This window comes from Streptococcus infantis (genome assembly GCF_047463175.1).
GTDB classification, from domain to species: domain Bacteria; phylum Bacillota; class Bacilli; order Lactobacillales; family Streptococcaceae; genus Streptococcus; species Streptococcus infantis_AC.
Map to the genome: position 1 here is coordinate 223,705 of NZ_JASHEJ010000001.1, position 12,649 is coordinate 236,353.

Sequence of the window (12,649 nt, forward strand, 5' to 3'; positions counted from 1 at the left end):
AGTTTGTAAGGAGGCATGCCATGCTAGGAGCAATTATTGGAGATATTGTAGGTTCAGTTTACGAATGGAACAATATCAAAACGAAGGACTTTCCTTTATTTCGGAAAGACTGCTTTTTTACAGATGATACGGTAAGTTCGAACCGCTGAGTGTGTGAGTTTGTTAGTGAAACGTAGCTAATCCTCTCACCTTTTCATTTTAAGGTAAGAAGGCTTCAAAGCTCCACTGGAGCTTTGAACTCTCCAAACCTTTTGAGTTCCGCAAACGTGCAGAGGCGGTAAGTCTATTAGTGAAGAGTAATTAATTTTCAGAAGGCTTCCTTCTTTTTTAATCCTACGGACGAAAAAATACAGCAAAACCTTATTTTATACAGTAAATTTTCTAACGTTAGAATAATAGACTTGATGCATTTAGATAAACAAATTATAAATAGGAGAATCAAATGTTTAGTTTTTTTAAAAAGAAAAGTCCTAAAAACCTCGAAATCAATTTTCATGACAATTCAATGGTAATGAACGGAACCAGCTTATCTTTTCCTTTGTCCTTGAAAGATATTGAAGCTGTATTGGGGAAGCCTGACCAGGTTGTCAAAAGAGATAATAAGTTTATTAAATACATTTATGACAATATTGGTATTGTATTTGAACATTCTTTCTCAATTAAAAATCATTTAAAAAAATCTAAAACCTACATTGATGAGGAACATTTGATTTCTACTGTTTTCCTCTACTATGGCGATGTTGTAAAATCTATGACTGGAGAGAAAGAATTGCCAAAGCAACCATGTCAAGCTGTGGTATTATCAGATGGAAAATCTCCTTATTTCTTTTCTGATAGGCATAGAGTAGGGGATTTTAACCTTATTTTATGGACTCCTTATGGAACTAATTTTAATGGAATTACAGAGACAATCACAGACACACTTTCTATTTCCTACTTTCCAGAGATAAGACGTGAACGGGAAAGTTACAAGTTAAAAACAACTGATGAAGAAGTGCTTCACTTTGACAATATAACTTTTAAACTAGCCATTATCCAGGTTTTAATGTATGATTTAGAGGTTTTGAAACCTGTTTTTAATATTTTTGATTTTGCAGAGGAAGCCAGTGAGTTGAACATCGACACAGAAAGTATGGAGATTATTCAGCCAGCACTTGATTATATGATAAATCTTCCCATACCAAAGAAATATGCTGAACAAGTTCAAGAAATCGATATGGATGGAGGTAACGAGATTTATATGAATTTGATACCTCAGTGGGACGGTGAAGATGATAGTTTCGATCTAAATGAAGTTAGTCTTAAAGAACTGCAACAGTTTCCAAATCTGAAGAAAGCGACAATTATGACTAGTAATTATGAACACGTTAAGGATATTTTTAAGAGTCAAGGAATAAAAGTAGAACTACTATAAACGTCCTTTTTAACTAGATTTATTAAGTTCTCTCAAGAGGGAGTGTCAAAGGATGACGTTTAGAAATTAGCTATTTTAGATCTGCTCTTTTTAGTAAGTTATTGTATTTGCTCCTCCAAGCTTATAGATGGAGTTTAAATAGTGCAAATGGTATAATCAGTTACTAGAATTTTTGAGATATCTTTAAGGAGAATTATAAATGAAAAAAATTATGGTAATCATCAATCCAACCTCTGGTGGCGAAAAAGCCCTGGATTATAAGGTTAAACTGGAAAATAAAGCTAGAGACCACTTCGAACATGTGGAAATGAAGATTACGGAAAAAGCTCAAGATGCAACAAACTTTGCAGAAGAAGCGTCTCGGGAGCATTATGATGCTGTTCTTGTTTTTGGTGGGGATGGTACTGTTAATGAAGTAATCTCTGGGATCGCGGAAAAAGAATATACTCCTAAACTTGCGATTATTCCAGGAGGAACTGGAAATCTTATCACCAAACTATTAGAAATCAAACAAGATATTGACGGTGCCATTGACGAGCTTGATTTTAGTTCTACCAACAAGATTGATATCGGAAAATCAAATGGAAATTATTTTGGTTATATCTTTAGTATTGGGTCACTACCAGAAGCCATCCATAATGTTGGAATTGAAGATAAAACAAAGTTTGGCATGCTCGCCTATGCGATTAATACCATGAAGTCTGTGGTTACAGATCAAGCATTTAATATTAGAGTTGAGACAGAAAATGGAAATTATATTGGCCCAGCCAGCCATGTTTTAGTTCTCCTCACCAATTATTTCGCTGACAAAAAGATCTTTGATGAGGACAAAGATGGTTATGCTAATATTTTGATTTTAAAAGATGCCTCAATCCTTACTAAATTGTCAGTTATCCCTGATTTATTAAAAGGAGATGTTGTCGTGAATGAGAATATCGAGTATATAAAAGCTCGTCATATCAAAATCTCTTCAGATACTGAATTAGAAACGGATGTTGATGGTGACAAATCCGATAATCTACCTGTAGAAATCAAGGTATTAGGGCAGCATATCGAAATCTATTCTCAACCGAAAGAATGATGTTTTTCACTCTTAACAACAATTTTATTTTAAAAAGGAACGCCTATGAAATATAAAAGATTAGCGTCTATCGGTCTTTTCTCAACGCTTCTTTTGACCTTAGTGGCTTGTAGTCAACCACAAAAGGCAAGCGATGCTACTTCGGAAAACTCAGTCACTCAATCGCAGTCTAATCAGGTTTCCTGGAAAGCTACTTATAGCAATATGAACAGTAAGCCCAGTGAAGAAGAAGTCAGAAAAGCCTTGGCTGCGCATTTAAATAAAGATAGTGTCGATGCATTTTTCAACCTTGTCAATGATTACAACACGACTGTCGGTTCAGTAGGCTTAACTGGAGATTTTTCTACATTTACCAAAACAGACTATGATGTTGCAAAGATAAGCAATCTTTGGACACCTAAAAAGGGAGATTTTGTCGGTACCAACTGTCGTATTAACAGTTATTGTTTATTGAAAAATTCTATTGAAATTCCTAAGTTGGAAAAAGATGACTCCTTGTTATTCCTAGATAACGATGCTATTGATAAAGGAAAGGTCTTTGCTGCAGAAGACAAGTATGCTTTTGATATTTTATTCTCAAGAGTCAAGACTGAAGCGACGACAGATGTTAAGGTTCATGCAGCAAAGATGGAACAATTCCTTTCTCAATTTAAGTTTAATGAACATGCAAGAATGCTATCTGTAGTCGTCCATGATGACTTGGATGGGCAATCCCTCTTTATCGGCCATGTTGGGATTCTTGTACCAAGCGAGGATGGCTATCTTTTTGTTGAAAAGTTGACCTTTGAAGAGCCTTATCAAGCCATTAAATTTGCGAACAAGGAAGATTGTTACAAATATCTAGATACAAAATACGAAAACTATACAGGTGAAGGTCTAGCTAAACCGTTTATTATGGATAATGATAAGTGGGTTCAAGTCTAAAGGAAGTGATTATTATGGATACTTTGCTGGGACTGGTCGTTTTATTCTTGATAGGTATATGGGCTACTACGACAATCAAGGGTACTCAGTACAAACCAAAAAAGAATGAAAAATTTATTGGTTATATCAATCGATACGATGAAGATGGAGAACCCTACCAAGCTGAGATTTGGGAAGTCAGTGAAGATAAGGAGTAAAAATATGGAATTACAAGATTTTACCGAAAAAGAACAAGAAATGATAAAAAAGGGATTAACTTTCTCTAAACTTAGTGATAAAGAAACTGCAGATAAGATTATCGCCTTAATCCCTCAAGAATATATAAAACGTATACCATTTTTTGTTAGAAAACATGCGATTACACGTACTGTTAAGAGAATTTCTCTTGAGTATCCAGAGTTGTATGCTATAGCTGAACAAGAAGGCCAGCTTCCAGAAAAGGAAGCCCAAGAATTGCGACAAATTCTTACAAATATTTTCCAAGAAAAAATGAACAAGCATAAGATTAAGTAGTTTTTAATCATTTACTTAATCTTATACTTGCTCGTATTGTAATGATACTAACCTATTCCCACATACTGTGTTGGGCTCTAACACCATAACTCTCTATGGAACCATCTGAATTGAACTTGGCTTCAATCCTGTATCTTTTCCAGAGGTCGTAATCTGCTGTTTGAATGGTTAGGGTGTAGTTTGCGTCAGTCTCAGCGACATTATAATCAGCAGGATTGACTTTAAAGATATCGTTTAATTTTCGTGTTTGAAAATCTTGAAGCTTGAGATTGGCTAGCTTGACATGATTGATGGAAATTTCTTCTAGTTGATTCTTATCCTTAGGTGTTCTGTAATAGGTGATGACGCAGTTTTTGAGCTGATCAGTATCTTTACCTGTGGGAGTAAGGCTCATAAAGCCGTAGGACTGATTATCTCGCTTTACTTCGAGAAGCTGACCATAGTAGAAGTGGTCGGTTTTTGGGTTGGTGATGGAACTCTCTGGACTTTTATCTTCGAAGCTAAAGCCTTTGTCAAAAAGCTCAGAAGCCTTGGTCTCCCCGATAATGATAGTGGTATCTTGAATGGTTACTGGAACAGGTTGAGCTGGAAGGCCACTCATCATCATGCAAAACATAAACACATAACTTGTTAAAAAAGCTGTCCCGATAACAGCGTTGGTTGATGCATAGGCATGACTGTTATGAAAGTTTTTTCTTATAGCCAGTACAATAAATTTACCAATACTTTTTAAAACCATACTAACAAGTACGATGAAAAATTGTTTTTTCAAACATTCATAAATGGCTTGCGGGAAGCTATTTCCACGATAGTAGAAGCCAGTCAATACGAGTAGATTTACGATTAGATAGATTAGCAAGAACCAATGAATCTCTTTAAGGGCGTTAGCATCAGTGATTTCTTCATAGTCAACGTGAATTCTTCCTTGAACAGCATGGCCAAGTTTATAAATCCATTTGGGAATGTCTTTGCCTTTTTTAACCGCAACTACAAGTCTGATATAGAGGTAGATAGTAAAGTATAATGATAGAAAGAAAAGAGCATAAAAAATCAAAATAACAGTCGTGAACATGGCTATTTCCCCTTTTTTCGCCAATGAATACAGAACAATTTATTAGCTCCATTATAGCACTTTCTTGGGAAATAGAGCCAGAAATATCAGCAAAAACCTTAAAGATAAAAAGATGGGAATCATTGACATTCATGCTATACCGATTGTACGGATAGAAGGTAGTCCTTTCTTACTAATCGTTTTATTAGTTGGGAATTGGACATTAAAGAGAAAGATAAGATTTGAGAGAGAACATAAAGGAGTAGAGAGCCATGGGTAGAACGGTGATTATAGGTACTTTAATAGTTTTTACAATCTTTAATCTGCTACTCGGTCTGGGTTTTTATCTCTTTCTAAAAAAGAGGAAAGAGAATGGACAGTCATTGTACGAAACTCCTGTAAATCAACAAACTCGAACAGAAAAATTGGGTCTAGGTGAGATATTGGTCTACCTGACACTGATTGCAATCGCAGGTATCTTTGCTTTTCAGACCTTAAACAGAGGCGGTGTGGGGAATTCTATTTTAGCCAAAATGATTCTTCTACCTGCTCTGATGGCCCTTTTTAATGCAAGAAAAAGGACTGGGAAATCAATGCTTGCCCTCCTTATAACCTTTATGGTCTTTCTAGTAGGGGTCATGTTTAATCTCACGATTGGTTTGCCACCTCAAGCACCAATTTTGCAAATTAATGAAAGTAAAATCATTTTAGCAGAAACTAAAGCCAGTGAGCTGATGGATGCTGGATTTGATATCTATGTAAAACAGGGCGATGGTGCTAGTGACTACGAAAAACTTCTGACAGATGGCAGTTTCCAAAAGTACCCTGGAGATAAAACAGTCACTATCGAAAAAGGCTTTAGACTTGATAGCAATGCAGTCCCTTACGCTCCATATCTAATAGCAAAAGATGGTATAGTGCTGGGGAGTATTTCCTTTTACGGGGCAGAAGATAAGGACGTGATTCTAGAAGATTCTAAGGTTATTCAAATTCGATTTAATAAGGACAGTATTGAAGAAGCAAAGAAACATTCTATCGCTTTCAAGTTAGATGAACTCGACTTGACTAGTCGACTGGACCTTCCTCTTGTTAAAGAAACTTTCAAAAAGCATCTATGGTCAATCCCCCCATCAAATACAAGTGATGTCACTCAATTGTGGTATGGATTACAGTGGTCAAGTAACAGTGACTCTCTATTTTGGAATGAGTATTATAGTCTTATCCGTCTAGATGAAAATTATTTGATGACTGATTTTGAACTAGCTGCCAAAGTAGCGCGTGATGAGTAGATATAATTTTGAATAGTTGTATTTACTTATGCTTATCTAAAGGAATTAATTTGTTTAGTTCCTTTTTTTGTTTTTGATTTAAATTTAAAACGATTTCTATTTCTTGGTTGAATAAATTACACGAACTTAAATATTAAATTATTTTAAAAAGTTCTAAAAATACTTTACAAGTCTCTGAAATCATGGTATAGTAATAAAGCTTAGAAAATGAGATGATGTTTTCTAGCAAATATAAACCCGAGTAAAAAATGCTTACGGACAGGCAGGGTTGAATGCCGAAGCGTGGTTGAAAAGCCGCATTATTGATAGGGTTAAAAGCCTACTTTTATAAGTTGATGTTAGGACATTAGTTCTAATTCGTATACATTTGTTAGTGTGGTGAAAGCACACGTCATCTTGTGAAACGATCAATAAAGTACGTAATATTTGCTACTAGAGAGTTAGGAAACATCAGGAACAGACATACTCAAAAGAAACAAACATAAACACGTCAGTAGATTGTAGAGCAGGTGCCAACCTGCTCTTTTTTCATAAGTATCCTTTAGAGCCTTACACAAGGTGAAAAAAACTATGATAAAGGAGTATGTCTCTATAATGTTAAATCAAAACCAAGCTCCTATTTATGAGGGACTGGTCAAGTTACGAAAAAAAAGAATTGTACCTTTCGATGTACCAGGTCATAAGCGTGGCCGTGGGAATCCAGAGTTAGTTGAACTTTTAGGGGAAAAATGCGTTGGTATTGATGTCAATTCTATGAAGCCCTTGGACAATCTTGGGCATCCTATTTCGATTATCAGAGATGCAGAAGAGCTAGCAGCAGAGGCTTTTGGAGCTGCCCATGCCTTTTTAATGATTGGCGGGACAACCTCATCCGTGCAAACCATGATTCTTTCCACCTGTAAAGCAGGTGATAAAATCATCCTACCACGAAATGTCCATAAATCAGCCATCAATGCACTCGTTTTATGTGGAGCTATTCCCATCTATATCGAGATGAGTGTGGATCCCAAAATCGGTATTGCTTTGGGGCTTGAAAATGATCGTGTGGCACAAGCTATTAAGAACCATCCGGATGCCAAGGCTATCTTAATCAACAATCCTACCTACTATGGGATTTGTTCAGACTTAAAGGGGCTAACAGAGATGGCCCACGCTGCAGGAATGAAAGTCTTAGTAGACGAGGCACACGGTGCTCATCTCCACTTTACAGATAAACTTCCTCTATCTGCTATGGATGCAGGAGCAGATATGTCAGCCGTATCTATGCATAAGTCTGGTGGCAGCTTGACTCAAAGTTCGCTTCTTTTAGTTGGCGATCAGATGAATCCTGAGTACGTGCGTCAAATCATTAACCTGACCCAATCAACATCAGCATCCTATTTGTTAATGTCTAGTTTGGATATTTCACGCCGCAATTTGGCCCTTCGTGGTAAAGAGTCATTTGAGAAGGTCATTGAGCTATCTGAGTACGCTCGTCGTGAAATCAATGCCATCGGTGGCTACTATGCCTACTCAAAAGAGCTAGTAGATGGTGTATCGGTTTGTGATTTTGATGTAACCAAGCTGTCAGTTTACACTCAGGGTATTGGTCTAACAGGGATTGAAGTTTATGATCTCTTACGGGATGAATATGACATTCAAATTGAGTTTGGTGATATCGGCAATATCTTGGCCTACATTTCAATTGGTGACCGCATTCAAGACATTGAACGCTTGGTAGGTGCTTTGGCTGATATCAAGAGACTCTACTCGCGAGATGGAAAGGACTTGATTGCTGGCGAATATATCCAGCCTGAGTTGGTGCTATCTCCTCAGGAAGCCTTCTATGCAGATAGAAGAAGCTTAACATTAGACGAGTCCATTGGCCAGGTATGTGGGGAATTTGTCATGTGTTATCCTCCAGGAATTCCAATCCTAGCGCCAGGTGAACGGATTACACGAGAAATTGTCGATTATATCAAATTTGCAAAGGAACGTGGTTGTTCCCTCCAAGGAACGGAAGATCCAGAGGTCAACCACATCAATGTTATTGAAAGAAAGGAGAACTAGATGGATTTATGGTTTTCTGAAGTTCATACTCCAGATGTGAAATTGTCGCTTAGAACTGCTAAACAACTCTATGCTGGAAAAAGTGAGTGGCAGGATATTGAAGTATTAGATACTCCAGCTTTTGGGAAGATTTTGATTTTAAATGGGCATGTCTTGTTTTCAGATGCAGATGACTTTGTCTACAACGAAATGACAGTTCACGTTCCTATGGCTGTCCATCCCAATCCAAAGAAAGTCTTGGTTATTGGGGGTGGTGACGGTGGTGTTGCCCAAGTATTAACACTCTATCCAGAATTGGAACAAATCGATATTGTAGAACCAGATGAGATGCTGGTTGAGGTTTGTCGAGAATATTTTCCAGACTTTGCTGCAGGACTTGATGATCCTCGCGTCACCATTTACTACCAAAATGGGCTTAGATTTTTGAGAAATTGTGAAGATGATTACGACATTATCATTAACGATGCGACAGATCCATTTGGCCATACGGAAGGGCTCTTTACCAAGGAATTTTACGGCAATAGTTACCGTGCTCTCAAAGAGGACGGAATCATGATTTACCAGCATGGTAGTCCCTTCTTTGACGAAGATGAGTCAGCTTGCCGAAGCATGCACCGCAAGGTCAATCAAGCCTTTCCAATCAGTCGGGTCTATCAGGCCCATATTCCAACTAGCCCAGCTGGCTATTGGTTGTTTGGATTTGCATCGAAAAAATATCACCCTGTCAAAGATTTTGATAAGGGAGGCTGGAAAAAACGCCAGTTATTTACAGAATATTACACTGCAAACTTGCATATTGGTGCCTTTATGTTGCCTAAGTATGTAGAAGACATTTTAGAAGAAGAGGAAGGAAAAAAATGAGTCGTTTATTAGTTATTGGATGTGGGGGAGTTGCCCAAGTTGCTATTTCAAAGATTTGCCAAGATAGCGAAACGTTTAAAGAAATTATGATTGCTAGCCGTACCAAGTCAAAATGTGATGACTTGAAGGCTAAATTAGAAGGCAAAACAAATACTAAGATTGAGACAGCTGCTCTTGATGCTGACAAGGTAGAAGAAGTGATTGCCTTGATCGAAAGCTACAAACCAGAAGCTGTTTTGAACGTAGCTTTGCCTTATCAAGACTTGACTATTATGGATGCTTGTTTGGCAACAGGTGTGCACTATATCGACACTGCTAACTATGAGGCTGAGGACACAGAAGATCCTGAATGGCGTGCTATTTATGAGAAACGTTGTAAGGAACTTGGTTTTACAGCCTACTTTGACTACTCATGGCAATGGGCTTATCAAGAAAAATTCAAGGAAGCAGGATTGACAGCTCTTCTTGGTTCTGGTTTTGACCCAGGTGTAACCAGCGTTTTTTCAGCTTATGCACTCAAACATTACTTTGACGAAATCCACTATATCGATATTTTAGACTGTAATGGTGGTGACCACGGTTATCCTTTTGCGACAAACTTCAACCCAGAAATCAATCTACGTGAAGTTTCTGCACCAGGTTCTTACTGGGAAGATGGAAAATGGGTAGAAGTCGAAGCTATGTCTATCAAGCGTGAGTATGATTTTCCTCAAGTTGGCAAAAAAGACATGTATCTCCTCCACCATGAAGAAATTGAATCATTGGCCAAAAACATTCCAGGAGTCAAACGCATTCGTTTCTTCATGACTTTTGGTCAATCTTATCTAACTCACATGAAATGCTTGGAAAACGTTGGCCTCCTTCGTACAGATCCTATTAACTTCAATGGCCAAGAAATCGTTCCAATCCAATTCTTGAAAGCCTTGCTTCCAGATCCTGCAAGCCTTGGCCCACGCACCGTTGGTAAAACCAATATCGGCTGTATCTTTACAGGTGTCAAAGATGGCGTTGAAAAGACTATTTACATCTACAATGTCTGCGACCATCAGGAATGCTACGCTGAGGTTGGTTCACAAGCAATTTCTTACACAACAGGTGTTCCAGCTATGATTGGGACAAAATTAGTCATGGATGGCACTTGGAAACAACCAGGAGTTTATAACCTTGAAGAGTTGGATCCAGATCCATTCATGGAAGCTTTGAATCAATACGGTTTGCCATGGGTTGTGGTTGAAAATCCACAAATGGTGGACTAATGAAGTTAGAACAAGTACCAACGCCTTCTTATATCATTGATTTAGCAAAACTAGAAGAAAATTGTAGCATTCTACAAGAGGTTGAGGAAAGAGCTGGTTGTAAGGTTTTGCTAGCTCAAAAGGCTTATTCTCTCTATAAAACCTATCCTTTGATTAGTCAGTATCTGTCAGGTACGACAGCTAGTGGACTCTATGAAGCTAAGCTAGCTAGAGAAGAGTTCCCAGGAGAAGTTCATGTATTTGCGCCTGCTTTCAAGGAATCAGATATGGAAGAGCTACTGCAAATATCTGATCATATTGTTTTTAACTCAGAGAGACAACTACGAAAATATGGTCAACTTTGTCGTGAGGCTGGTATCAGTGTCGGTTTGCGCATTAATCCACAATGTTCAACACAAGGTGACCACGCGCTTTATGACCCTTGCGCTCCTGGCTCTCGTTTTGGAGTGATATCAGACAAGATCCCAAGTGATTTATTGGAATTGGTTGACGGACTTCATTTTCATACCCTCTGTGAGCAAGGGGCAGATGATTTGCAAACAACTTTGAAAGCAGTAGAAGACCAGTTTGGTGCCTATTTGCATCAAGTTAAATGGCTTAACATGGGTGGTGGTCATCATATTACAAGAGTTGACTATGATGTGGACTTACTGATTTCTGAGATTAAACGCATTCGAGAAACTTATAACGTGGACGTCTACATTGAACCTGGAGAAGCTATTGCCCTTAATGCGGGCTATCTAGCGACAGAAGTCTTGGATATTGTTGAAAACGGGATTGAGACCTTGGTGTTAGATGCTTCAGCAAGTTGTCATATGCCAGATGTACTTGAGATGCCTTATCGCCCACCATTGAGAGATGGATTTGAAGCGCAAGAAAAACCTTATACTTATAGACTCTCTTCCAATACCTGCCTAACAGGGGATATTATTGGTGACTATAGCTTTGAGAATCCAGTTGAGATTGGAGATAGACTATATTTTGAAGACATGGCAATCTACTCTTTTGTTAAGAATAATACCTTTAACGGTATCGGGCTTCCAAGTTTGTATCTCATGGATAAAAAGGGCGAGTGCAGTCTAGTCAAAGCATTTGGCTACCAAGACTTTAAGGAGAGATTATCATGATGGACAGCCCAAAGAAATTAGGTTATCGTATGCCTGCAGAGTATGAACCCCATCATGGGACTCTCATGATATGGCCTACTCGACCAGGCTCTTGGACTTTTCAAGGAAAAGCTGCAAAAAAAGCTTTTACCCAGATTATCAAAACGATTGCTCAGGGGGAAACAGTCTACCTTTTAGTAGACCAGGACTATCTATCTGAAGCACAATCCTATCTTGGAGACAATGTTGTTTATCTAGATATTCAGACAAATGATGCCTGGGCACGTGATACTGGTCCAACTATTCTCCTCAATGATCAAAGGGAAAAGTTGGCGGTAGATTGGTCTTTCAATGCCTGGGGTGGTGCTGTTGATGGTCTCTACCAAGACTATGAAGCAGATGACCAAGTAGCCAGTCGTTTTGCAGAAGTCTTAGATATACCTGTTTATGATGCCAAACCATTTGTACTGGAAGGCGGAGCTATTCATAGTGACGGTCAAGGAACCATTCTTGTCACAGAAAGCTGTTTGCTCAGTCCTGGTCGTAATCCTCACCTGACTAAAGAGGAGATTGAAGAGACCTTACTAGAGAGTCTTGGTGCTGAAAAAGTTATCTGGTTGCCTTACGGTATTTATCAAGACGAGACAAATGAACACGTCGACAATGTTGCTGCCTTTGTTGGTCCTGCAGAGCTTGTTTTAGCTTGGACGGACGACCAAGATGATCCTCAGTATGCCATGTCTGCAGCAGATCTAGCTCTTTTAGAGAAGGAAACCGATGCAAAAGGCCGGAGTTTCACCATCCATAAACTTCCAATCCCAGCTATTCATCAAGTAGTTACAGAGGAGGATTTGCCGGGCTATACTTATGAAGAAGGCGAAGAGGAGCGTTATGCAGGTGAAAGACTAGCAGCTTCCTATGTGAATTTTTATGTCGCCAATAAATCTGTCTTAGTACCGCAATTTCAGGATGCTAACGACCAAGTAGCCTTGGATATTCTGACTCAGTGTTTCCCAGACCGTGAAGTTGTCGGAATTCCTGCAAGAGATATTCTATTAGGTGGTGGAAATATCCACTGTATTACCCAACAAATTCCAGAATAGGA

General features: G+C 38.4%; 12 protein-coding genes and 1 pseudogene. 12 read left to right on the forward strand and 1 reads right to left on the reverse strand.

Annotation, left to right across the window (positions count from 1 at the left end; genetic code table 11):
- Positions 1 to 20: 20 nt before the first annotated feature.
- From QM859_RS09040 to QM859_RS01205, 6 genes and pseudogenes are all read left to right on the forward strand, one after another.
- Positions 21 to 134: pseudogene (locus QM859_RS09040) on the forward strand (ADP-ribosylglycohydrolase family protein); the annotation flags it as partial.
- 308 nt (positions 135 to 442) lie between these two features.
- Entirely contained in the window at positions 443 to 1,414 is a 972-nt protein-coding gene (locus QM859_RS01185) for a DUF6892 domain-containing protein (protein ID WP_414261812.1), read from the forward strand.
- A 199-nt stretch (positions 1,415 to 1,613) separates the two neighbouring features.
- On the forward strand, positions 1,614 to 2,495 hold the full coding sequence (locus QM859_RS01190) for a diacylglycerol/lipid kinase family protein (protein WP_414261813.1): 882 nt from the start codon (positions 1,614 to 1,616) through the stop codon (positions 2,493 to 2,495).
- Between the two features lie 45 nt (positions 2,496 to 2,540).
- A complete protein-coding gene (locus QM859_RS01195; protein ID WP_414261814.1) occupies positions 2,541 to 3,419 on the forward strand; it encodes a DUF4300 family protein in 879 nt (292 codons plus the stop codon).
- 14 nt (positions 3,420 to 3,433) lie between these two features.
- Positions 3,434 to 3,616: a hypothetical protein gene (locus QM859_RS01200; protein WP_414261815.1), complete on the forward strand. Its 183-nt coding sequence runs from the start codon at positions 3,434 to 3,436 to the stop codon at positions 3,614 to 3,616.
- A gap of 4 nt (positions 3,617 to 3,620) precedes the next feature.
- Positions 3,621 to 3,932, forward strand: a complete 312-nt coding sequence (locus QM859_RS01205; protein WP_414261816.1) for a hypothetical protein — start codon at positions 3,621 to 3,623, stop codon at positions 3,930 to 3,932.
- A gap of 52 nt (positions 3,933 to 3,984) precedes the next feature.
- Here the strand turns inward: QM859_RS01205 and QM859_RS01210 are convergent, their stop codons facing one another.
- On the reverse strand, positions 3,985 to 5,004 hold the full coding sequence (locus tag QM859_RS01210) for a hypothetical protein (RefSeq protein WP_414261817.1): 1,020 nt from the start codon (positions 5,002 to 5,004) through the stop codon (positions 3,985 to 3,987).
- A 251-nt stretch (positions 5,005 to 5,255) separates the two neighbouring features.
- Between QM859_RS01210 and QM859_RS01215 the strand changes: the two genes are divergently transcribed.
- From QM859_RS01215 to aguA, 6 genes are all read left to right on the forward strand, one after another.
- The gene (locus QM859_RS01215) at positions 5,256 to 6,272 is read left to right on the forward strand and encodes a hypothetical protein (RefSeq protein ID WP_414261818.1); all 1,017 of its coding nucleotides are present in this window, start codon (positions 5,256 to 5,258) and stop codon (positions 6,270 to 6,272) included.
- 594 nt (positions 6,273 to 6,866) lie between these two features.
- Entirely contained in the window at positions 6,867 to 8,321 is a 1,455-nt protein-coding gene (locus tag QM859_RS01220) for an aminotransferase class I/II-fold pyridoxal phosphate-dependent enzyme (RefSeq protein ID WP_414261819.1), read from the forward strand.
- A complete protein-coding gene (gene speE / locus QM859_RS01225) occupies positions 8,322 to 9,182 on the forward strand; it encodes a polyamine aminopropyltransferase (RefSeq protein ID WP_414261820.1) in 861 nt (286 codons plus the stop codon).
- Entirely contained in the window at positions 9,179 to 10,438 is a 1,260-nt protein-coding gene (locus tag QM859_RS01230) for a saccharopine dehydrogenase family protein (RefSeq protein WP_414261821.1), read from the forward strand. The genes speE and QM859_RS01230 overlap by 4 nt, the downstream gene beginning before the upstream one ends.
- Entirely contained in the window at positions 10,438 to 11,565 is a 1,128-nt protein-coding gene (gene nspC / locus QM859_RS01235) for a carboxynorspermidine decarboxylase (protein WP_414261823.1), read from the forward strand. Before QM859_RS01230 ends, nspC begins: the two co-directional genes overlap by 1 nt.
- Positions 11,562 to 12,647, forward strand: a complete 1,086-nt coding sequence (aguA, locus tag QM859_RS01240) for an agmatine deiminase (protein ID WP_414261824.1) — start codon at positions 11,562 to 11,564, stop codon at positions 12,645 to 12,647. Before nspC ends, aguA begins: the two co-directional genes overlap by 4 nt.
- Positions 12,648 to 12,649: the final 2 nt, after the last annotated feature.

Coding starts and splice junctions, on each gene's coding strand:
- QM859_RS01185 (WP_414261812.1), top strand. CDS start 443: ATGTTTAGTTTTTTTAAAAAGAAAAGTCCTAAAAACCTCGAAATCAAT.
- QM859_RS01190 (WP_414261813.1), top strand. CDS start 1,614: ATGAAAAAAATTATGGTAATCATCAATCCAACCTCTGGTGGCGAAAAA.
- QM859_RS01195 (WP_414261814.1), top strand. CDS start 2,541: ATGAAATATAAAAGATTAGCGTCTATCGGTCTTTTCTCAACGCTTCTT.
- QM859_RS01200 (WP_414261815.1), top strand. CDS start 3,434: ATGGATACTTTGCTGGGACTGGTCGTTTTATTCTTGATAGGTATATGG.
- QM859_RS01205 (WP_414261816.1), top strand. CDS start 3,621: ATGGAATTACAAGATTTTACCGAAAAAGAACAAGAAATGATAAAAAAG.
- QM859_RS01210 (WP_414261817.1), bottom strand. CDS start 5,004: ATGTTCACGACTGTTATTTTGATTTTTTATGCTCTTTTCTTTCTATCA.
- QM859_RS01215 (WP_414261818.1), top strand. CDS start 5,256: ATGGGTAGAACGGTGATTATAGGTACTTTAATAGTTTTTACAATCTTT.
- QM859_RS01220 (WP_414261819.1), top strand. CDS start 6,867: ATGTTAAATCAAAACCAAGCTCCTATTTATGAGGGACTGGTCAAGTTA.
- speE (WP_414261820.1), top strand. CDS start 8,322: ATGGATTTATGGTTTTCTGAAGTTCATACTCCAGATGTGAAATTGTCG.
- QM859_RS01230 (WP_414261821.1), top strand. CDS start 9,179: ATGAGTCGTTTATTAGTTATTGGATGTGGGGGAGTTGCCCAAGTTGCT.
- nspC (WP_414261823.1), top strand. CDS start 10,438: ATGAAGTTAGAACAAGTACCAACGCCTTCTTATATCATTGATTTAGCA.
- aguA (WP_414261824.1), top strand. CDS start 11,562: ATGATGGACAGCCCAAAGAAATTAGGTTATCGTATGCCTGCAGAGTAT.